The organism is Ensifer sp. ZNC0028 (genome assembly GCF_000799055.1).
In the GTDB taxonomy this organism is placed as follows: Bacteria; Pseudomonadota; Alphaproteobacteria; order Rhizobiales; family Rhizobiaceae; genus Ensifer.
This window is the reverse complement of record NZ_JTLA01000034.1, coordinates 16,624-35,987: the sequence shown is the minus strand read 5'-3', so window position 1 is coordinate 35,987 and position 19,364 is coordinate 16,624. Positions and strand designations below refer to the sequence as shown.

Annotated in this window: 20 protein-coding genes; 9 read left to right on the top strand and 11 right to left on the bottom strand. The window is 63.2% G+C overall.

Translation table 11 applies throughout. The features are described 5' to 3' along the window. Positions 1–99 precede the first annotated feature (99 nt). From L981_RS08950 to gatB, 3 genes are all read right to left on the bottom strand, one after another. On the bottom strand, positions 100–567 hold the full coding sequence (locus tag L981_RS08950; RefSeq protein ID WP_043614136.1) for a GNAT family N-acetyltransferase: 468 nt from the start codon (positions 565–567) through the stop codon (positions 100–102). A 127-nt stretch (positions 568–694) separates the two neighbouring features. Continuing rightward, positions 695–1,189 carry a GNAT family N-acetyltransferase gene (locus L981_RS08945; protein ID WP_043614133.1) on the bottom strand — a complete coding sequence of 165 codons (495 nt, stop codon included), beginning with the start codon at positions 1,187–1,189 and terminating at the stop codon, positions 695–697. 3 nt (positions 1,190–1,192) lie between these two features. Further along, complete coding sequence (gene gatB, locus L981_RS08940; RefSeq protein WP_043614196.1) at positions 1,193–2,695, bottom strand: Asp-tRNA(Asn)/Glu-tRNA(Gln) amidotransferase subunit GatB; 1,503 nt, start codon at positions 2,693–2,695, stop codon at positions 1,193–1,195. A 160-nt stretch (positions 2,696–2,855) separates the two neighbouring features. Between gatB and L981_RS08935 the strand changes: the two genes are divergently transcribed. Further along, positions 2,856–3,134: a DUF1294 domain-containing protein gene (locus L981_RS08935; protein WP_043614130.1), complete on the top strand. Its 279-nt coding sequence runs from the start codon at positions 2,856–2,858 to the stop codon at positions 3,132–3,134. Between the two features lie 205 nt (positions 3,135–3,339). Further along, entirely contained in the window at positions 3,340–3,594 is a 255-nt protein-coding gene (locus L981_RS08930) for a YjhX family toxin (RefSeq protein WP_043614127.1), read from the top strand. 77 nt (positions 3,595–3,671) lie between these two features. Here L981_RS08930 and L981_RS08925 read toward each other — a convergent pair whose 3' ends face one another. From L981_RS08925 to L981_RS08905, 5 genes are all read right to left on the bottom strand, one after another. After that, entirely contained in the window at positions 3,672–5,123 is a 1,452-nt protein-coding gene (locus tag L981_RS08925; protein ID WP_156134013.1) for a diguanylate cyclase, read from the bottom strand. A gap of 132 nt (positions 5,124–5,255) precedes the next feature. Then, positions 5,256–5,747 carry a GNAT family N-acetyltransferase gene (locus L981_RS08920; protein WP_043614124.1) on the bottom strand — a complete coding sequence of 164 codons (492 nt, stop codon included), beginning with the start codon at positions 5,745–5,747 and terminating at the stop codon, positions 5,256–5,258. Positions 5,748–5,846: 99 nt separating this feature from the next. Then, entirely contained in the window at positions 5,847–7,328 is a 1,482-nt protein-coding gene (gatA, locus tag L981_RS08915; RefSeq protein ID WP_043614121.1) for an Asp-tRNA(Asn)/Glu-tRNA(Gln) amidotransferase subunit GatA, read from the bottom strand. A gap of 50 nt (positions 7,329–7,378) precedes the next feature. After that, entirely contained in the window at positions 7,379–7,666 is a 288-nt protein-coding gene (gene gatC / locus L981_RS08910; protein ID WP_043614118.1) for an Asp-tRNA(Asn)/Glu-tRNA(Gln) amidotransferase subunit GatC, read from the bottom strand. Between the two features lie 109 nt (positions 7,667–7,775). Further along, on the bottom strand, positions 7,776–8,480 hold the full coding sequence (locus tag L981_RS08905; protein ID WP_043614116.1) for a metal-dependent hydrolase: 705 nt from the start codon (positions 8,478–8,480) through the stop codon (positions 7,776–7,778). Positions 8,481–8,561: 81 nt separating this feature from the next. On the opposite strand from L981_RS08905, the gene ruvX reads away from it, so the two are divergent. Then, positions 8,562–9,047: a Holliday junction resolvase RuvX gene (ruvX, locus tag L981_RS08900; protein ID WP_043614114.1), complete on the top strand. Its 486-nt coding sequence runs from the start codon at positions 8,562–8,564 to the stop codon at positions 9,045–9,047. Here the strand turns inward: ruvX and L981_RS08895 are convergent. Together L981_RS08895 and L981_RS34990 are read right to left on the bottom strand one after the other, a co-directional pair. Further along, entirely contained in the window at positions 8,993–9,334 is a 342-nt protein-coding gene (locus L981_RS08895) for a DUF6105 family protein (protein WP_043614112.1), read from the bottom strand. The genes ruvX and L981_RS08895 overlap by 55 nt on opposite strands. Next, positions 9,331–9,471, bottom strand: a complete 141-nt coding sequence (locus tag L981_RS34990; RefSeq protein WP_089045732.1) for a hypothetical protein — start codon at positions 9,469–9,471, stop codon at positions 9,331–9,333. The genes L981_RS08895 and L981_RS34990 overlap by 4 nt, the downstream gene beginning before the upstream one ends. Positions 9,472–9,702: 231 nt before the next feature. Here L981_RS34990 and L981_RS08890 point away from each other — a divergent pair, with 231 nt between their 5' ends. Next, positions 9,703–10,638 (top strand): AEC family transporter, encoded by a 936-nt coding sequence (locus tag L981_RS08890; RefSeq protein ID WP_043614111.1) that lies wholly within the window; start codon positions 9,703–9,705, stop codon positions 10,636–10,638. A gap of 24 nt (positions 10,639–10,662) precedes the next feature. Here the strand turns inward: L981_RS08890 and L981_RS08885 are convergent, their stop codons facing one another. Then, positions 10,663–12,315: an acyl-CoA dehydrogenase family protein gene (locus tag L981_RS08885; RefSeq protein ID WP_043614109.1), complete on the bottom strand. Its 1,653-nt coding sequence runs from the start codon at positions 12,313–12,315 to the stop codon at positions 10,663–10,665. 157 nt (positions 12,316–12,472) lie between these two features. Between L981_RS08885 and L981_RS08880 the strand changes: the two genes are divergently transcribed. The 5 genes from L981_RS08880 (at position 12,473) to topA (ending at position 19,362) form a co-directional block, all read left to right on the top strand. Further along, positions 12,473–13,414: an aspartate carbamoyltransferase catalytic subunit gene (locus L981_RS08880; RefSeq protein WP_043614107.1), complete on the top strand. Its 942-nt coding sequence runs from the start codon at positions 12,473–12,475 to the stop codon at positions 13,412–13,414. Beyond that, the gene (locus tag L981_RS08875) at positions 13,411–14,703 is read left to right on the top strand and encodes a dihydroorotase (protein ID WP_043614106.1); all 1,293 of its coding nucleotides are present in this window, start codon (positions 13,411–13,413) and stop codon (positions 14,701–14,703) included. Before L981_RS08880 ends, L981_RS08875 begins: the two co-directional genes overlap by 4 nt. A 30-nt stretch (positions 14,704–14,733) precedes the next feature. Next, positions 14,734–15,345 carry a glycerol-3-phosphate 1-O-acyltransferase PlsY gene (gene plsY, locus L981_RS08870; protein WP_043614105.1) on the top strand — a complete coding sequence of 204 codons (612 nt, stop codon included), beginning with the start codon at positions 14,734–14,736 and terminating at the stop codon, positions 15,343–15,345. Then, positions 15,345–16,487 (top strand): DNA-processing protein DprA, encoded by a 1,143-nt coding sequence (gene dprA / locus L981_RS08865; RefSeq protein ID WP_043614104.1) that lies wholly within the window; start codon positions 15,345–15,347, stop codon positions 16,485–16,487. Before plsY ends, dprA begins: the two co-directional genes overlap by 1 nt. Before the next feature lie 208 nt (positions 16,488–16,695). Then, positions 16,696–19,362: a type I DNA topoisomerase gene (topA, locus tag L981_RS08860; protein WP_043614100.1), complete on the top strand. Its 2,667-nt coding sequence runs from the start codon at positions 16,696–16,698 to the stop codon at positions 19,360–19,362. Positions 19,363–19,364: the final 2 nt, after the last annotated feature.

Sequence of the window (19,364 nt, the reverse complement as noted above, 5' to 3'; positions counted from 1 at the left end):
CCTTGACCGGCCGTTGGGAAGGCGGCCAGATACCAAAACAATGTTCCCGCTTATGCCCCGCCGCTCAGGGCTTGTCCAGTGATTCCGAGGTAAAGGCGGTCATTTCAACGGCAGTTGAAAGCCGAAATGGCTGCGCGCAAAGCCCAGGCGCTCATAGAAGCGATGTGCATCGGTGCGCACGGCGTTGGACGTGAGCCTCACCTTCCTGGCCCCCTTCTCCCGCGCCTCGGCAATTGCGTGGCGCATCATGCGTTCGCCGATCCCACGGCCGCGCATGTCGGCGCGCGTCTGGACGGCTTCGACGATCAGGCTGGAGCTTCCCCGCCCGGACAGCGATGTGTGCAGCGCGGTTTGAAAGGTGCCGACGACCTGCCCTTCGAGAACCGCGACAAACAGCGTCTGCAGCGTCGAGGCTTCAATCCGGTCGTAGGCGGCGGCGTAGTCTGCGAAGGCTTCGGGGTCGGTCGTGTCGCCGTGGCCGCCGAGCGGATCATTGGCGAAGAGCGCAACGATCGCTTCGAGGTCCTTACGCTCCGCCTTGCGGATCAAGAGTTCGGTCGCGTCCATGGTTCCCCGCTCACATCGTTCATCGGCAGCGGATCAAACACCTGAAGGTAACGGCGCGATGACAGGCGCCGTTGCCTCCAGAGCTTATCCACAGGCATGCGAAGCTTCAGGCAACCGGGCGGATCGCCTAGCCGAGAAGCGGCTTTTCCAGAACGATGGCCGGCAGGCCGGACGGGTCGTCGCCCGGGGCCTCGCCCACGTCGGCAAAGCCATGCGCCCGATAGAAGGTGAGTGCGTGCAGGTTCTGCGGCTCGACCTCGACGCGCATGCGCTCGGCGTCCGGAAAGCAGGTCTCGAGCTCGGCAAAGATATCGCGGCCGACGCCCTGGCGCTGGAACTTCGGAAGGACATAGAGCTGGTGCAGCACCACCGTCTTGGTCTGTGTGTCGGACATCGCCGCATAGCCCATTCCACCAAGCTGCCTTCCGTCGTCGGCAACGAGGAACTCGGCGTTCTTGCGCGCGAGCCGGGCTTTGAGCGCCGGCAGCGAATGCCAGCGCTCGTTCAGTTCGTTGACCTTCTCGACACCATAGAAAGTGTCATAGGTTGCGTGCCACGTGTCGATAAGCAGAGCACGAACCTTCTCCAGGTCGCGCTCGCTTGCCGTGCGCACGAAGAACATCGCTTATTCCTCGATGCCGAGCTTGGCCTTGACCAGCGCCTGTACGGCCTGCGGGTTGGCCTTGCCGCCAGTCGCCTTCATCACCTGGCCGACGAACCAGCCGGCAAGCGAGGGCTTAGCCTGCACCTTGGCGACCTGATCCGGGTTGGCGGCGATGATCTCGTCGACGGCCTTCTCGATGGCGCCGGTGTCGGTCACCTGCTTCATGCCGCGGGCTTCGACGATCTCGGCCGGGTCGCCGCCCTCGTTCCAGACGATTTCAAAGAGATCCTTGGCGATCTTGCCGGAGATGGTCTCGGCCTTGATGAGGTCGATGATGCCGCCGAGCTGTGCCGGGGAAACCGGAGTCTCTTCAATGGCTTTGCCGGCTTTGTTCAAGGCGCCGAGCAGGTCGTTGATGACCCAGTTGGCGGCAATCTTGCCGTCGCGCCCTTCGGCAACCGCCTCGAAATAGTCGGCGATCGACTTTTCGGAAACGAGCACCGAAGCGTCATAGACCGAGAGGCCGAGGTCGCGCACGAAGCGCTCCTTCTTGTCGTCGGGCAGTTCCGGCAGGTCGGCCTTCAGCGCCGCGACGAATGCATCGTCGAATTCGAGCGGCAGCAGGTCCGGATCCGGGAAATAGCGGTAGTCGTGCGCGTCTTCCTTGGAGCGCATCGAGCGGGTCTCGCCCTTGTTCGGGTCGAACAGGCGGGTTTCCTGGTCGATGCTGCCACCGTCCTCGAGAATTCCGATCTGGCGGCGTGCCTCGTATTCGATTGCCTGGCCGATGAAGCGGATCGAGTTGACGTTCTTGATCTCGCAGCGCGTGCCGAAGCCCTCGCCCGGACGACGGACGGACACGTTGACGTCGGCGCGCATCGAGCCTTCGTCCATGTTGCCGTCACAGGTGCCAAGGTAGCGCACGATCGAGCGCAGCTTCGTCATGTAGGCCTTGGCCTCATCCGAGGAGCGCATGTCCGGCTTGGAGACGATCTCCATCAGCGCGACGCCCGAGCGGTTAAGGTCGACATAGGACATCGACGGATGCTGGTCGTGCATCGACTTGCCGGCATCCTGTTCGAGATGCAGACGCTCGATGCCAATCTCGACATCCTCGAACTGGCCCTGGCGGTCCGGGCCGACCGAAATGATGATCTTGCCTTCGCCGACGATCGGATCCTTGAACTGGGAGATCTGATAGCCCTGCGGCAGGTCCGGATAGAAATAGTTCTTGCGGTCGAAGATCGAGCGATTGTTGATCGCAGCCTTGAGACCGAGACCGGTGCGCACCGCCTGCTTCACGCATTCCTCGTTGATCACAGGCAGCATGCCGGGCATGGCGGCATCGACCAGCGAGACGTTCGCATTCGGCGCATTGCCGAACTCCGTCGATGCGCCCGAGAACAGCTTCGAATTGGAAAGCACCTGGGCATGGACTTCCATGCCGATGATGACTTCCCAGTCGCCGGTGGCGCCAGGGATGAAGCGTTTCGGATCGGGGGTGCGGACGTCGACAATGCTCATATCATGCTCTTCTTTGAAGCCTGAATTCTTGGTTTCTCGGTAGAACAATTGGTCCGCCGGTGCAAGTTGTTCGGCTGGATCAGACGCGCCATCTGCAATCTCATGCAAACAGCGGGCGTCTCTTAACCACCGTTTAGCGCCTATCGGCAAGACTTCGGCCATGTCCATCGCCTTTGCCCCGCTCGCGTTCGCAATTCTCGTCAACTTGGCTGCCTTCGGGCTGTTCTGGTACGACAAGCGAGCGGCGCGGTCCGGTAAACGGCGGATCAGCGAGCGGACGCTGCTGATGGTCGCCCTGTTCGGTGGCAGCCCGGGAGCGATGACGGCGCGCCATCTCTTCCGGCACAAGACACGCAAGGAACCCTTTCGCACGCGCCTTGCGCTGATCATCGTTTTCCAAGTGGCGCTGGCGGCCATCGGCACCCTGGCGTTGCAATGATGTCTTGACGCGCGAGCGGCGGTCTTTTAGGAAGCAACCGTTATTTTGGAGTTTTGATGTTCCTGTCTTCGCCTGAGTCCCGGTAAAGCCCGTCCGCGTAATCCCTTGATTGCGCGCACGGGCCGAAAACGTCACCCCGCTTTTCCAGAGATTTGCGGAACGTTTTCCTGCGTTCTTCCGAACGCTATTCCGGAACATTCAGACAATGGACATCTCGCGCGCAGAGCAGCGCATTCTTCATCATTTGGCCCAGGGCGGTCGTATCGAAATCATCCGCGAAGAAAAGGCGATCACCGAAATCCGGTGCTTCACCCGTGACGGCTGGGTCTATCCCGGCTTCGACCTTGAACTCTTCCGCAAATTGAAGCGGAAGAAGGCGATCTCATCGTCAGGCGGACAACCCTACCGCATCACGGAACGCGGGCTGCAGCTCGTGCGCTCCGAACTTAACAACCGCTAGCGGCGAATACGAACGATACCGGGCATGCCAGCATGCCCGGTATCGTCAGATGCGCACTTTACTTCACGGAAAGCGAATTACGTTGCGTGAGCGCTCGATGGGGCCGCGCATTGCACGCGGTCGCGGCCCGCAGCCTTCGCCTGGTAGAGCGCGCGGTCGGCCGCAAGCAGCAAGCCGTCGAGACCGGGGTCTTGGGTCAGGACTTCGGCGGCGCCGATGCTGATGGTGACGGCGATGCTTCCGCCCTGCTCCAGATCGATATGAAGCGCCCGCACGGCCTCGAGCAGCCGCTCGGCAACCTTGAGCGCATCGGTCGGGGATTGCCGAACCAGCACCACGGCGAACTCTTCGCCCCCAAGCCGTCCGACGAGATCGTCACCGCGCAGCGCCGCGCGAACGACGCCGGCGACGGAAATCAGCACCTGATCGCCGACGGCATGACCATAGGTGTCGTTGATCGCCTTGAAGCGGTCGATGTCGAGCATCATCACCACCGTTCCGCCTTTTCGGGCGACCGGTGCTGCGATCAGCGCGGCGGCACGCGACATGAAGGTCGCACGCGCCAAGCATTGGGTCAGGAAATCATAGTCGACCGCATGGGACAGGCGGCCGATCAGCGCCCGCCGTGCCGCATCGACGCTGGCGACCGCCAGCGGGCAAAGCGCAAGCAGGGTCGTTCCCAGCCGGGTGGAGGTGAGCGTCTCCTCGGCAACGCCGCTGACGCCGAGATGCAGGGCGCCGGAGGCAACGGCAATCTGCGTCAACACGCAAACGATCGCCGTCAGGATCGTCACCGGAAACAGACCGTAGCTGAGCGCGCACCACAAAAGCGCCGGCACCGGAAAGGCGAAAGCGCCCGGCCCGCCGACGAAGAGCGCCGCAGCGCACGAGAAAACCAGGGAGACGAACGGCCAGACGGTTGCCGAAGCCGAGGCGGTCGACACCGTCGTTCTCGTGCCACGGGATCGCAAGCCGCCTTCCGGAAGCGGCGCTGCCAGGAAGACCGGGAGCAGAACCACATAATTGACCAGCTCGGTGGTGAGCCAGGCGACGAATGCTTCCGTGACGGGTTTGCCGAACGACAGGTGAACAGCAACCGCTCCGACAAGCGAGGCGCCCATCGCCGCGAGCGAGGATGCCGCGAACATGTAAAGCACCGAGCGCGCCCGGCGCAGATGCCGGTGCTCTGGCGAAAAGCGGCGATAGAGCAGGAAACCGATGACGACGCCGACCATGTTCGCCGTATTCAGCGCCGCGGCTTCATAGAGATCCGCACCGGTCACCAGGTCCGCAAGTACGTAGGCCAGTGCCGCCGTCGACCATCCAGCCGGGCTGGCAAGCGACGGTCTTCTGATCAGCAGGCCGAGCAGGATCGCATTTGCCGGCCAGATCGAGGCCAACATGCCGACCGGGCGACTCAAGATGCCAAGCACGCAGGCGGTGAAGACGATCACGCCCAGCCCGACAAGCCAAATCGAATGGTGGAAAGGTCTCAGAACCAACGGTCGCGGAACCGTTTTATCCAGCATCTGCAACAAGCGCCCCCCTTGCGGTGCCCCACCACCACGTCATACCCCATAATATTTCATGGGCCTAATGAATGCGGTGTGAATAGGCCAGCCCGCTTTGCGCGTGGCTGCCATGCATGGGGCGGCGGAGTGTCAGGGACCCGGGGTCGGCTCCAGGGATTTGCTCAGGCCGATGAAGGCAACGTCGCTGTCGAGTTGTGGCGCATAGGCGGTCGACAGCCAGCTCACGCCATAGCCGTGATTGCGGAAGAAGCGCACGGCGCGGTCGTTGCGCGCGTGTGTCTTGGTGGTGACGGCGTCGAATCCATCCGCAGCAATGCGATGTTCGATCTCGCCGAGCAACAGCGCACCGAAGCCCCTGCCCTGGAGCTGCGGCTCGATCCACAGATCGGAGATCGCATTGTCGAAGTTCTCTCGCGCGCACCATCCGCCGATGACGCCTTCGCCTTCGACGAGCAAAACGGAAAGCCAGTGATCGGACAGAAAACGGAGAAATGCGGCCTCGGCCACGCGCCGCATCTTTTCGCCATCGGCAAGGCCCGCGATTGCCGATTGCCAGGCCCTAAGGCCGATGTCGGCCAGCCGTTCAACGTCGCCGGCGCGGGCATGGCGGATGACGGGCACGACGCGGGTCTCCTTCCGCGACAAGAGTGGCGATCAATGCAGCAGAAGTAGGCGGCAGAAGTGGAAAGGGCGGCACCGTCGGTGCCGCCCTTCAAGAGATTACCACCACTTGGTGGGGGTGAAGCGGCCGGCCGCCTGTTCAATCACATGCGCCGTCTTGAACAGCGTCTCTTCCTCGAACGGCTTGCCAATCAGCTGCAGGCCAAGCGGCAGGCCCTTGTGGTCGAGACCACCGGGAACGGCGATGCCCGGGAGGCCGGCCATGTTGACCGTCACCGTGAAGATGTCGTTGAGGTACATCTTCACCGGATCTGATGCGAGATCCTCGTCGGCAATGCCGAAGGCGGACGACGGCGTTGCCGGCGTCAGGATGGCGTCGACGCCAGCATGGAACGCCAGTTCGAAGTCGCGCTTGATCAGCGTGCGCACCTTCTGCGCTTGCAGGTAGTAGGCATCGTAGTAGCCGGCCGAAAGCACGTAGGTGCCGATCATGATACGGCGCTTGACTTCGTGGCCGAAGCCGGCAGCACGCGTCTTTTCGTACATGTCGACGATGTCCTTGCCGTCGACGCGCAGGCCGTAGCGAACGCCGTCGTAGCGGGCAAGGTTCGAAGAGGCTTCGGCCGGAGCGACGATGTAGTAGGCCGGCAGCGCGTATTTCGTATGCGGCAGGGTGATGTCGACGATCTCGGCACCGGCTTCCTTCAGCCAGGCGATGCCCTGCTGCCACAGCGCTTCGATCTCTTCCGGCATGCCGTCGACGCGGTATTCGCGCGGAATGCCGATCTTCATGCCCTTGATCGACTGGCCGATCGCGGCTTCGTAATCCGGCACCGGCAGATCGACCGAGGTCGTGTCCTTCGTGTCGACGCTTGCCATCGACTTCAGGAGGATTGCGGCATCGCGCACGTCACGGGCGATCGGGCCTGCCTGGTCGAGCGACGAGGCGAAGGCGACGGTGCCCCAGCGCGAGCAGCGGCCATAGGTCGGCTTGATGCCGACGGTGCCGGTGAAGGCGGCAGGTTGGCGGATCGAGCCGCCCGTATCGGTAGCGGTCGCACCAGCGCAGAGATGCGCGGCGACGGCCGCTGCAGAGCCGCCCGAGGAGCCGCCCGGTACGAGATCGAGGTTCGAGCCCTTGGCACGCCACGGGTTCTTGACCGCGCCGTAGTAGGAGGTCTCGTTCGACGAGCCCATGGCGAACTCGTCCATGTTCAGCTTGCCGAGCATGACGGCGCCGTCGTTCCACAGGTTCTGGGTGACGGTCGATTCGTAGCGCGGCGCAAATCCGTCGAGGATGTGGCTGCAGGCCTGGGTGTGCACGCCTTCGGTGGCGAAGAGGTCCTTGATGCCGAGCGGGATGCCTTCGAGCGCACCGGCCTTGCCGGCGGCGATACGCGCATCCGAGGCCTTGGCCATCTCGCGCGCCTTTTCGGGCGTGACGGCGATGTAGGCGTTGATCGCCTCATTGGCGGCATCGATCGCGCCGAGATAGGCGTCGGTCAGTTCGACGGCGGTGATGTCCTTGGCGGCGAGCTTGGCGCGGGCTTCGGCAATCGTCAGGCTGGTAAGGTCGGTCATGGTAAAATCTGGCTTTCGCAATCAGAAACGTCGGGGCGGCTGGCGGGAGATTACTCGACCACCTTCGGAACGAGGAAGAAATTGCGATCGGAATTCGGCGCATTGGCAACGATGTCGTCGGCCTTGTTGCCGTCCGTCACGGTGTCCGTCCGCTTCTTCATATCCATCGGCGTGACCGAGGTCATCGGTTCGACGCCTTCGACATTCACTTCGGAGAGCTGCTCGACGAAACCGAGGATGCCATTGAGCTCGCCCATCATCCGTTCGGCTTCTTCTTCGCTGACGGCGATACGGGCAAGGCGCGCGACGCGCTTCACGGTGGCAAGGTCTACGGACATGATCGTCTCCGGTAACTGGAACTTCCCCCGCTATAATGGCGCAGGGCGAGCCACGCAACGGGGGAATTGCCGGAGGACCGGACCTCTCGTCAAAAGGCCCGGCGCAACATCAGACGGCGACGACGCCGCCGACCTGTGGCGTCGCCACCTTCGTCGATGCACTTTCCATGCCGGCAACGAAGGTTTCCGGCGTCTGGTCGATGATCGGGAACGAGCCGTAATGGCAGGGGATCGCCGTCGAGAACGAGAAGAAGCGTTGGCAGGCGAGTGCCGCAACCGCCCCGCCCATGGTGAAACGATCACCGATCGGTACGATGCCGATCTCCGGCTGATGCAGCTCGTTGATCAGCGCCATGTCGGAAAAGATGTCCGTGTCGCCCATGTGATAGAGCGTCGGCTCGTCCTCGAAATGCAGCACCAGGCCGTTGGCATTGCCGAGCGAGTGCGAGACGCCGTCCTCGGTCAGCTGCGCCGACGAATGCAGCGCGTTGACAAAAGTCGTCGAGAAACTGCCGAGTTGGATCGTACCGCCGGTGTTGCCCATTTCCAGCGCCTTGACGCCATGCCGGCCGAGCCAGGCGGCAAGATCGGCATTGGCAACAACCGTTGCGCCCGTCTCCTTGGCGATCGCAATGGTGTCGCCGACATGGTCGCCGTGACCATGGGTCAGGAGAATGTGGGTGAGCCCGGCGGTCGCGTCCCGGCGCTCCTCGTCGCGGAAGGCAGGATTGCCGGTAAAGAAGGGGTCGATCAGGATTTTGGACTTTGCCGTTTCGATGTGAAAGGCGGCATGGCCGAGCCATTTGATCTTCATGACGATCTCCCTGATGATTTGTCTGTCGCAACAGCATATGGATCAGACAACTCTCCGCGCAAAGATCGAATCGACAATCCCATGGCAATTCTCACCATCGAAGAACTCGCAGCCCAGCTACAGCCGAACCAGGCGATAGCGGGCCTCGACCTCGGCACGAAAACGATCGGCCTCTCGGTCTCCGATCTCGGTCGCCGCTTTGCGACCCCGCGCGAGGTAATCCGCCGGGTCAAGTTCGGCGTGGACGCAGAAGCGCTGCTTTCGGCAGGGAACAAAGAAAAGATCGCGGCCTTCGTCATCGGCCTGCCGGTCAACATGGACGGCACCGAAGGACCGCGCTGTCAGGCGACCCGCGCCTTCGTGCGCAACATGGAACAGAAGACGCCCCTGCCCTTCATCTTCTGGGATGAAAGGCTGTCGACGGTCGCTGCCGAGCGGGTACTGATCGAGATGGATGTGTCGCGACGCAAGCGGGCCGAACGCATCGATTCGGCTGCCGCATCCTTCATTCTTCAGGGCGCGCTCGACAGGCTGGCGTCGCTGGCAAGAGACGGCCTCTCGGACTGAGGGGCCGCGGCGCCGAAGCGGCGGCGATACCAGGCCGCGATCTGGCGGCGCTTGCGAAAGCCGATAATGGCAAAAACGATGAGGCTGTCGACGACGATCGCGCGTGCGACGAGCGGCGGGATCGATTCCGGCGGAATGCCGAGGACGTTGCCGTAGATCTGGAATACCAGATCATGGGTTTGGCGCGTCAGCATGAAAAAGCCGAAGCTCATGTCGTAGTACGAGAGACTGTACCAGCCCGTCAGCAAAAGGACCGGTCCGCCCCAAAGGATCAGAAACCACTTCATGCGGCTCCCCTTTCCGAGATCTGCCGAAAGACGACGGGGTAAATCGCGCGGTCTGCCAACACGACGGCCACAAGAACCATCGCGGGAACTGCAATATCTAGCGCCAGTCCGGCAAAAAACATCATCATGATGATCATAAGACCAGTTCTCACCGAACCGCTCCACTCCGGAATCCATTAAAATGCCGGATCAATCTCCGCCCTTGCGGGGGCCTGCGCAACGTAAACCATTTGTTAAGGTTAATTTTCACAGGGGCGCATCCGCAATCGGGCCTGGATAAGCCCTTCCCCGCATTTCCCGTGCGGCAAGACATTCCGGTTTGCGGAAATTTGCGGTAGCGATAGGCCTCTCGCACGCAGGCCCTCCCCATGACTATCGTCTTCGAAAGCATCCTCCCCGTCTTCCTGCTGGTCCTGCTCGGCGCCTGGCTCAAGCGCTCGACGCTTGTCGACCAGAACCTTTGGCTGGGGCTCGAACAGTTCGGCTACTTCATCCTGTTCCCTGCCCTCCTGTTCTCGACCCTGGCTGAGGCCAACTTCACCGGATTGCAGGCGGACGCAACGGCCATCGCCACGATCGGCAGCGTCAGCCTGATGTCGCTTTTCGTGCTCCTGCTTTGGCCCATGCTTAGAAACCGCAAGGTTTCCGCAGCGTCCTTCACCTCGACGTTCCAGACGGCGACACGGTGGAACGGCTTCATGGCGCTTGCAATCGCCCACAAACTCTACGGGCAACTCGGCCTGACACTGACCGCGCTCTTGATGACGCTCCTGATCATCCCGACCAATCTCTACAATATTGCCGTGCTCGTGTGGTTCACGGGCGGCAGCCGTGACTTTCGCCGCTTCTTCACGCGGATCGCCACCAACCCCATCATCGTGTCTTCGGTGCTCGGAATTTTCGTCAACCTGATCGGACTGAAGATCTACAGCCCGCTGATGGCCACCATCGAGATGCTGGCGAGCGCATCGCTCAGTCTCGGGCTGGTGATGGTCGGCGCCGGGTTACGCGCGTCGGACGCGCTCAAACCAAGCGCCGTCGCGCTGCTTGCCGTCTTCCTCAAGCTGATCGTCATGCCGGTCTTCATGGTGAGCGCCAGCTACCTGCTCGGCATTCGTGGCGATGCGCTTCTCGTTATCGCCCTTGGCGCGGCGGTACCGACGGCGATGAACGGCTATTTGCTCGCCAAACAGATGGGTGGCGACGCCGAGCTCTACGCGGCCGTGGCCACCGTCCAGACCGTGGTTTCGTTCTTCACGATCCCGCTCGTCCTCCTTGTCACCGCCTACGTCGCAAGCAACTGACGACGTCGCGGGGTGCCTGACGGCTTACGCCGCAGGGGGATAGAGAAGGTCGAGGATGTAGGCGGAATCAAAGCGCGAATCGAGCATGCCGTAGGTCGAGCGCCAGCCGGCGGCCAGGCGTGATTCCAGGAACGCATCGGCAATGCGACCGGCACCGAGACGGTAGAGTTCGGCGGCAGCGGCAGCGAGCGCCAGTTGTTCGACCAGCATGCGGGCTGCACCTTCATCGCGTTCGCACAGCGACATGGCCGCGCGCAGCACGTCGATGGTCTTGCGGCCGGACGGGCCGAGATCGCGCGCCAGCACGACGAAGAGCTGCTCGAACAGGTCCTTGCCCTTGGCGAGAACCCGCAACACATCCAGCGCCATGACGTTGCCGGAGCCTTCCCAGATGGCGTTCACTGGCGCTTCGCGGTAGTGGCGCGCCAGTGCGCGCTCTTCCACGTAGCCGTTGCCGCCCAGGCACTCCATCGCCTCGTAGATCAGTGCCGGCGCGATCTTGCAGGCCCAGTATTTCGCAACCGGCGTCATGATCCGCGCATAGGCAGCGTCTTCCGCACTGCTTCGGGCCCTGTCGAAGGCTTCGGCCAGGCGGAACGAAAGTGCGCTCGCCGCGGCAACGTCGAGCGCCATGTCGGCAAGCACCCGCGTCATCATCGGCTGGCTGACGAGCGGCTTGCCGAAAACCTTGCGGCCGCGCGTATGATGGACGGCTTCGGCAAGCGAAGCGCGCATCATGCCGGCGGAGGCGAGCGCGCAGTCGAGCCGCGTCAGCGTTACCATGTCGAGGATCGTGCGGAGGCCGGCATCCGGCGCGCCGAGGATGAAGCCGAACGTATCGGAGAACTCGACCTCGGAAGACGCATTGGAACGGTTGCCGAGCTTGTCCTTCAGCCGCTGGAACCGCAGGCCGTTGGCGCTGCCGTCTTCCAGGAGCCGCGGCACCAGGAAGCAGGCAAGGCCTTCGCGGGTCTGCGCCAGCATGACGAAAGCGTCGCTCATCGGCGCCGACATGAACCACTTGTGGCCATTCAGCCGATAGATCCCCTCGCCCACCCGTTCGGCGGTCGAGGTGTTGGCACGTACGTCGGTACCGCCCTGCTTCTCGGTCATGCCCATGCCGACGGTGACGGCAGACTTCTGCATCCACGGACGGTTGGTGGAATCGTATTTGCGCGACAGGATCTTCGGTGCCCACTCCTTCTGCACCGCCGGCGAGGCGGTGATCGCGGCCAGCGACGCGCTGGTCATGGTCAGCGGGCAAAGATGGCCGCATTCGAGCTGCGCCGTCAGATAGAAGCGGATTGCACGGACTTTATGCGACTGGTTGCGCTCGTCGGCCAAATTTTCCCAGGCGGACGCGTGCAGGCCCGAGGACATCGAGCGGCGCATCAGTGCATGCCAGGCCGGGTGGAACTCGACGACATCGAGACGCTCGCCGCGCGGCCCGTGGGTCTTCAGCTTCGGCGGACCTTCGTTCGCCATGCGCGCCAGTTCCTGCGCCTCCGGCGAGGTGACGTAGCGGCCGAGCACATCGAACTCATCGCGCAGCGTCTTGCTCATGCCCGAGGTGATGTCGACCACGAGCGGATCGGAACGATAGGCGTTGACGCCGGACCAGGGCTTGGGCTGGTTCAGCTCGGCGAGTTTCTGTTCAGTCCGGTTCATCTGATTCATGGGCCGGTTCTAGCGCAAGTTTCTCGACCACGGAACGGGGCGCGGAAAAGATAGGATCGCCGTTGCAAGTTTTCTGCGGACGGGCACGCCCAAGCCTTGCCGTGCCGGGGACCAGGTCTTATAGAGCGACCACATTTCCAGAGCGCAAGGGCGGCCCATGATCACTTTCCCGCATCGCCACCTGCTCGGCATCAAGGGGCTTACGGAGCAGGATATCACCTATCTGCTCGATCGCGCCGATGAAGCCGTCCAAATCTCCCGTCAAAGAGAAAAGAAGACGTCGACGCTTCGGGGTCTGACGCAGATCAACCTCTTCTTCGAGGCCTCGACCCGCACGCAGTCTTCCTTCGAGCTTGCCGGCAAACGCCTTGGCGCCGACGTGATGAACATGTCGGTCGGCAACTCCTCGGTAAAGAAGGGCGAAACGCTGATCGACACGGCGATGACGCTGAACGCCATGCACCCCGATGTGCTGGTCGTGCGCCATTCGTCGGCGGGTGCTGCCGCCCTTCTCGCGCAGAAAGTCTCCTGCTCCGTCGTCAACGCCGGCGACGGCCAGCACGAGCACCCGACGCAGGCGCTGCTCGACGCGCTGACGATCCGCCGTGCCAAGGGCAAGCTCTCGCGCATCATCGTCGCCATCTGCGGCGACGTGCTGCACTCGCGCGTGGCGCGCTCCAACATTCTGCTCCTCAACCAGATGGGCGCGCGCGTCCGCGTCGTCGCACCGGCAACGCTGCTTCCCTCCGGCATCGCCGACATGGGCGTCGAGGTCTACCATTCGATGGCCGAGGGCTTGAAGGATGCGGATGTCGTCATGATGCTGCGCCTGCAGCGCGAGCGCATGGCCGGGTCTTTCGTGCCTTCCGTGCGCGAATATTTCCACTACTACGGGCTCGATGCGGAAAAGCTGAAGGCGGCCAAGGAGGATGCGCTTGTCATGCATCCCGGGCCGATGAACCGCGGCGTCGAGATCGCCTCGGAAATCGCCGACGGACCGCAGAGCGTGATCGAACAGCAGGTCGAGATGGGCGTTGCCGTGCGCATGGCAGTGATGGAAACGCTGCTTCTCTCGCAGAACCAGGGGCCGCGCACATGACCAGACCACTCGTTCTGAAGAACCTTCGCATTGTCGATCCTTCGCGCAATCTCGATGAAGTCGGCACGATCATCGTCGGCGACGACGGGCATATCCTTGCCGCCGGTGCCGATGCCCAGAACCAGGGCGCGCCGGATGGCGCCTTCGTAAAGGACTGCGCCGGGCTCACCGCCGTCCCGGGCCTCGTCGACGCCCGCGTCTTCGTCGGCGAACCGGGCAGCGAGCACCGCGAGACCTTCGAATCCGCGTCACGCGCGGCCGCTGCCGGCGGGGTCACCACCTTCATCGCCATGCCGGAGACCGATCCTGTCATCGACGACATCGCGCTCGTCGAATATGTGAAGAAGACGGCGCGCGACAAGGCGCTCGTCAACGTGCACCCGGCCGCAGCGCTGACCAAGGGCCTCGCAGGCGAGGAGATGACCGAGTTCGGCCTGCTTCGCGAAGCGGGTGCCGTTTGCTTCACCAACGGTCGCCGCTCGATCCACGACACGCTGGTCCTGCGCCGCGCCATGACCTATGCGCGCGAATTCGGCGCCGTCATCGCCCTTGAAACGCGCGACAAATATCTCGGCGCCAACGGCGTCATGCACGAAGGCCTGCTTGCCAGCTGGCTCGGCCTCTCCGGCATCCCGCGCGAAGCGGAGATTATTCCGCTTGAGCGCGACCTGCGCATCGCCGGGCTGACGCGTGCGGCCTATCACGCCGCCCAGATTTCGGTTCCCGAATCGGCAGCCGCAATCCGCACCGCACGCGAGCGTGGCGCCAACGTCACCTGCGGCGTATCGATCAACAATCTGGCGCTGAACGAGAACGACATCGGCGAATACCGGACCTTCTTCAAGCTTTCGCCGCCGTTGCGCAGCGAAGACGACCGGGTCGGCATGGCCGAGGCGCTCGCCGACGGCACGATCGATATCATCGTTTCCTCGCACGACCCGCAGGACGTCGATACCAAGCGGTTGCCCTTTGCCGATGCCGCCGATGGCGCGATCGGCCTGGAAACGCTGGCCGCGGCCGCCCTTCGCCTGCATCATAGCGGCCAGGTACCGCTGATGCGCCTGATCGACGCGATGTCGACGCGTCCGGCGGCAATCTTCGGTCTCGATGCCGGTACGCTGAAACCCGGCGCCAAGGCCGATATCACCGTCCTCGATCTCGACGAGCCCTGGGTGCTTTACGAAGAGGCGATCGTTTCTCGCTCCAAGAACACGCCGTTTGAAAATGCGCGCTTTACCGGGCGGGTCGTGCAAACCTATGTTGCCGGCAAGCTGGTGCATTCGGCCTAAGCCGAAAGCGATCGCGCGGGAGGGGAACCGGTGGAACTATTGTCCTGGCAGCTTGGGCTGCCCTCTACGCTTCTAAGCCTTGCCTTCGGCTATCTGCTCGGCTCGATCCCGTTCGGATTGATCCTGACCCGCATGGCCGGGCTCGGCGACGTGCGCAAGATCGGCTCCGGCAATATCGGCGCGACCAATGTGCTGCGAACCGGCAACAAGAAGCTTGCCGCCGCGACGCTGTTGCTCGATGCCCTGAAAGGCTCGGCCGCAGCCTTCATCGCATCCTACTGGGGCATCGAGGCCGGAATTGCCGCCGGCTTTGCCGCCTTCATCGGCCATCTCTACCCGGTCTGGCTTGGCTTCAAGGGCGGCAAGGGCGTCGCGACCTATATCGGCGTACTGCTCGGCCTTGCCCCTCTGATGGTGCTCGCCTTTGCGGTCATCTGGCTCGGCATGGCAAAAATCAGCCGCTACTCCTCATTGTCCGCCCTGGTTGCAACGGCTATCATCCCGGTTCTACTTTACGCGGTAGGCAACGAGAAGGTCGCCCTCCTCTTTGCCGCCATGACGGTCATCACCTGGGTAAAGCACCGCGCCAACATTCAGCGGCTGCTTGCCGGCACGGAAAGCAAGATCGGAGACAAGGGATAATGTCTGAGGCCAGCGCAGGACGAACCGGATTGGCGCTGACCGAACGACAGAAAATATCCTGGCTCCGGCTGATCCGTAGCGACAATGTCGGCCCCATCGCCTTCCGCGACCTGATCAACCATTTCGGCACCGCCGAAAACGCACTCGATGCGCTGCCGGAGCTGTCGCGGCGCGGCGGCACCAAACACAGCTATCGCGTGGCATCCATCGCCGAAGCCGAACGGGAACTGGAGGCGGCACGACGCCACGGCGCCATCTTCGTCGGCATCGGGGAAGCGGCCTATCCCTCGGCGCTGCGGCAGATCGACGGCGCTCCTCCTCTCATTGCTATAAAAGGCGATCTCAGCGCGGCTGCCCGCCCTTCGCTTGGCATCGTCGGTTCACGCAACGCTTCGGTCAGCGGCGCGAAGTTCGCGGCGATGATCGCGCGCGATGCCGGCCGCGCCGGATATGTCGTGACCTCGGGCCTTGCGCGCGGCATCGACACGGCCGCCCATCGCGCCAGCCTTGACACCGGCACCATCGCAGCCCTTGCCGGCGGGCTCGACAAGCCCTACCCGCCTGAAAACATCGGCCTGCTCGAAGACATAACGAGCGGCCGAGGCCTTGCGATCAGCGAGATGCCGTTTGGCTGGGAACCCCGGGCCCGCGACTTTCCGCGCCGCAACCGGCTGATCGCCGGCATCAGCCTCGGCGTTGCGATCGTCGAGGCGGCCCACCGCTCGGGCTCACTCATCACCGCGCGATACGCCGCCGATTTCGGCCGACTCGTCTTCGCGGTCCCCGGTTCGCCGCTCGATCCGCGCTGTCACGGCACCAACGATCTCCTCAAACAGGGCGCGATCGTCACAACCGGGCCGGACGACGTGATCGAAGCGCTGGCGCCGCTCAGCCAGCTGGAGCTGCCCCTGCCGGGCGCGCGGGAGCCGGATGGCCAAACCGTCGCTCCCGCCAATGCGAGCGACAGCGACCGCATCGCGGTCAGTACCGCACTCGGTCCGACGCCGGTCGAAATCGACGACATCGTCCGCCACACAGGGCTTTCGCCGGCGCAGGTCTATCTGCTGTTGCTGGAGCTTGATCTTGCCGGCCGCCTCCATCGCCATCCCGGCGGTTTGGTGTCCGTGGCAGCAGCGGAATGAGGACTGGCCGGACGGCGCACCAACCTTTTTTGAGGGCGGAAACGACCCAATCCTGCATGAGTTGCATAGTCTGCTCTCATCGTTATTTTGGGTGAGCCCTCTTGACCCCGCACGAATCCCTGTCCATTTCGGGGCGTCAATACAAGGCGAAGCACGGCGCAAACGGCGCTGACGCCCGAACCAGGACCGGTTGTCTCAGAAAATGACGATGAATGTTGTAGTGGTGGAGTCGCCTTCCAAGGCAAAGACGATCAACAAGTACCTCGGGCCCGGCTACAAGGTGCTGGCTTCGTTCGGCCATGTGCGCGACCTGCCGGCGAAGGACGGTTCGGTGCGTCCGGACGAAGACTTCGACATGTCCTGGGAAGTCGACGCCGCCTCGGCGAAACGGATGAAGGACATCGCCGACGCGGTGAAATCCTCCGACGGTCTCATTCTCGCAACCGACCCGGATCGCGAGGGTGAAGCGATTTCCTGGCACGTGCTCGATCTTCTGAAGAAAAAGAAGGTGCTCGGCGACAAGCCGGTCAAGCGCGTCGCCTTCAACGCCATCACCAAGAAGGCGGTTCTCGAGGCAATCGCCCATCCGCGTGACATCGACATTTCGCTGGTCGACGCCTACCTGGCGCGCCGCGCGCTCGACTACCTCGTCGGCTTCAACCTGTCGCCGGTGCTCTGGCGCAAGCTGCCGGGCGCCCGCTCGGCCGGCCGCGTGCAGTCGGTAACGCTGCGCCTCGTCTGCGACCGCGAATCCGAGATCGAGCGCTTTATCTCCGAAGAATACTGGAACATCTCGGCGCTCTTGAAGACGCCGCGCGGCGACGAGTTCGAAGCACGTCTCGTTTCGGCCGACGGCAAGCGACTGGCGCCAAGGGCCGTTGGCAATGGCGAGGAAGCCAACCGGCTGAAGTCGTTGCTCGATGGCGCGGCTTACGTGGTCGACAGCATCGAAGCAAAGCCGGTCAAGCGCAATCCGTCGCCGCCGTTCACCACCTCGACGCTGCAACAGGCCGCCTCCTCCAAGCTCGGCTTCTCGGCCTCGCGCACCATGCAGGTCGCGCAGAAGCTCTATGAAGGCGTCGATATCGGCGGCGAGACGGTCGGTCTGATCACCTATATGCGTACCGACGGTGTACAGATGGCGCCGGAAGCGATCGAAGCATCGCGCAAGGCGATCGCCAGCCAGTTCGGCGAACGCTACTTACCGGAAAAGCCGCGCTTCTATTCCACCAAGGCGAAGAACGCCCAGGAAGCGCACGAAGCCATCCGCCCGACCGACTTCAACCGCACGCCGGATGAGGTCCGCCGTTTCCTCGATGGCGACATGCTCAGGCTCTACGACCTCGTCTGGAAGCGCGGCATCGCCAGCCAGATGGCATCCGCCGAGATCGAGCGCACGACGGCTGAAATCACCGCCGACAACGGCGGCCAGAGGGCCGGCCTGCGCGCCACGGGCTCCGTCATCCGCTTCGACGGCTTCATCGCCGCCTATACGGACGCCAAGGAAGACGGCGAGCAGACGGACGACAGCGAAGACGACGGCCGCCTGCCGGAGATCAATGCGCGCGAAAACCTCGCCAAGCAGAAGATCAACGCCTCCCAGCACTTCACCGAGCCGCCGCCTCGCTATTCCGAAGCAAGCCTGATCAAGAAGATGGAAGAGCTCGGCATCGGCCGGCCGTCCACCTATGCCGCGACGGTCACCACCCTGCTCGACCGCGACTACATCACCAACGACAAGCGCAAGCTCATCCCTCAGGCCAAGGGACGGCTGGTGACGGCGTTCCTCGAAAGCTTCTTCACCCGTTACGTCGGCTACGACTTCACGGCATCGCTCGAAGAAAAGCTCGATCAGGTCTCGGCCGGCGAAGTCAACTGGAAGGACGTACTGCGCGACTTCTGGAAGGACTTCTTCGCCCAGATCGAGGAAACCAAGGAACTGCGCGTCACCAACGTGCTCGATGCGTTGAACGAAGAGCTCGCGCCTCTGGTTTTCCCGAAGCGCGAAGACGGTGGCGACCCGCGTATCTGCCAGGTCTGCGGCACCGGCAAGCTGTCGCTGAAGCTCGGTAAGTACGGCGCCTTCGTCGGCTGCTCGAACTATCCGGAGTGCAACTTCACCCGCCAGCTTTCCTCCGAGAGCAACGGCGAGGAGGCCGCGGTTTCGAACGAACCGCAGGCGCTCGGCAAGGATCCGCATACCGGCGAGGAAATCACGCTCCGGAGCGGCCGCTTCGGCCCCTACGTCCAGCGTGGCGACGGCAAGGAAGCCAAGCGCTCGAGCCTGCCGAAGGGTTGGACGCCATCGACGATCGACCACGAGAAGGCGGTCGCTCTGCTGTCGCTGCCGCGCGATATCGGCGCGCACCCGGAAAGCGGCAAGATGATCTCGACTGGGCTTGGCCGCTACGGACCGTTCGTGCTGCACGACGGCACCTATGCCAACCTCGAATCGATCGAGGACGTCTTCTCGATCGGCCTCAATCGCGCCGTCTCGGTTCTCGCCGACAAGCAGTCGAAGGCCGGTGCCGGCCGTGGCCGTACCGCCGCCGCATCGCTCAAGGAACTTGGTGACCATCCCGACGGTGGTCCGATCACCGTCCGCGACGGCCGCTATGGCCCCTATGTCAACTGGGGCAAGGTCAACGCCACTCTGCCGAAGGGCAAGGATCCGCAGTCGGTGACGGTCGAGGAGGCACTTGCGCTGATCTCGGAGCGTGCCGCCAAGGGCGGAACGACCAAGGGCAAGGCAACCAAGGCCAAGACGACCAAGGCAGCGGCGAAGTCCGAGGACGGCGCCAAGGCGACCAAGGCTAAGGCCAAGGCGCCCGCCAAGAGCAAAACAAAGACGGCCGCCAAGGCCAAGAAGGACTGATC

What these genes read in the sequence shown, in the direction of transcription:
- L981_RS08930 (WP_043614127.1), top strand. Translation starts at nt 3,340, where the DNA reads ATGGACATCTCGCGCGCAGAGCAGCGCATTCTTCATCATTTGGCCCAG.
- gatA (WP_043614121.1), bottom strand. Translation starts at nt 7,328, where the DNA reads ATGACCGACCTTACCAGCCTGACGATTGCCGAAGCCCGCGCCAAGCTC.
- gatC (WP_043614118.1), bottom strand. Translation starts at nt 7,666, where the DNA reads ATGTCCGTAGACCTTGCCACCGTGAAGCGCGTCGCGCGCCTTGCCCGT.
- L981_RS08880 (WP_043614107.1), top strand. Translation starts at nt 12,473, where the DNA reads ATGATCACTTTCCCGCATCGCCACCTGCTCGGCATCAAGGGGCTTACG.
- L981_RS08890 (WP_043614111.1), top strand. Translation starts at nt 9,703, where the DNA reads ATGACTATCGTCTTCGAAAGCATCCTCCCCGTCTTCCTGCTGGTCCTG.
- topA (WP_043614100.1), top strand. Translation starts at nt 16,696, where the DNA reads ATGAATGTTGTAGTGGTGGAGTCGCCTTCCAAGGCAAAGACGATCAAC.
- gatB (WP_043614196.1), bottom strand. Translation starts at nt 2,695, where the DNA reads ATGAGCATTGTCGACGTCCGCACCCCCGATCCGAAACGCTTCATCCCT.
- L981_RS08905 (WP_043614116.1), bottom strand. Translation starts at nt 8,480, where the DNA reads ATGAAGATCAAATGGCTCGGCCATGCCGCCTTTCACATCGAAACGGCA.
- L981_RS08875 (WP_043614106.1), top strand. Translation starts at nt 13,411, where the DNA reads ATGACCAGACCACTCGTTCTGAAGAACCTTCGCATTGTCGATCCTTCG.
- L981_RS34990 (WP_089045732.1), bottom strand. Translation starts at nt 9,471, where the DNA reads ATGATCATCATGATGATGTTTTTTGCCGGACTGGCGCTAGATATTGCA.
- L981_RS08935 (WP_043614130.1), top strand. Translation starts at nt 2,856, where the DNA reads ATGTCCATCGCCTTTGCCCCGCTCGCGTTCGCAATTCTCGTCAACTTG.
- ruvX (WP_043614114.1), top strand. Translation starts at nt 8,562, where the DNA reads ATGGCAATTCTCACCATCGAAGAACTCGCAGCCCAGCTACAGCCGAAC.
- dprA (WP_043614104.1), top strand. Translation starts at nt 15,345, where the DNA reads ATGTCTGAGGCCAGCGCAGGACGAACCGGATTGGCGCTGACCGAACGA.
- L981_RS08950 (WP_043614136.1), bottom strand. Translation starts at nt 567, where the DNA reads ATGGACGCGACCGAACTCTTGATCCGCAAGGCGGAGCGTAAGGACCTC.
- L981_RS08895 (WP_043614112.1), bottom strand. Translation starts at nt 9,334, where the DNA reads ATGAAGTGGTTTCTGATCCTTTGGGGCGGACCGGTCCTTTTGCTGACG.
- L981_RS08925 (WP_156134013.1), bottom strand. Translation starts at nt 5,123, where the DNA reads ATGCTGGATAAAACGGTTCCGCGACCGTTGGTTCTGAGACCTTTCCAC.
- L981_RS08945 (WP_043614133.1), bottom strand. Translation starts at nt 1,189, where the DNA reads ATGTTCTTCGTGCGCACGGCAAGCGAGCGCGACCTGGAGAAGGTTCGT.
- L981_RS08885 (WP_043614109.1), bottom strand. Translation starts at nt 12,315, where the DNA reads ATGAATCAGATGAACCGGACTGAACAGAAACTCGCCGAGCTGAACCAG.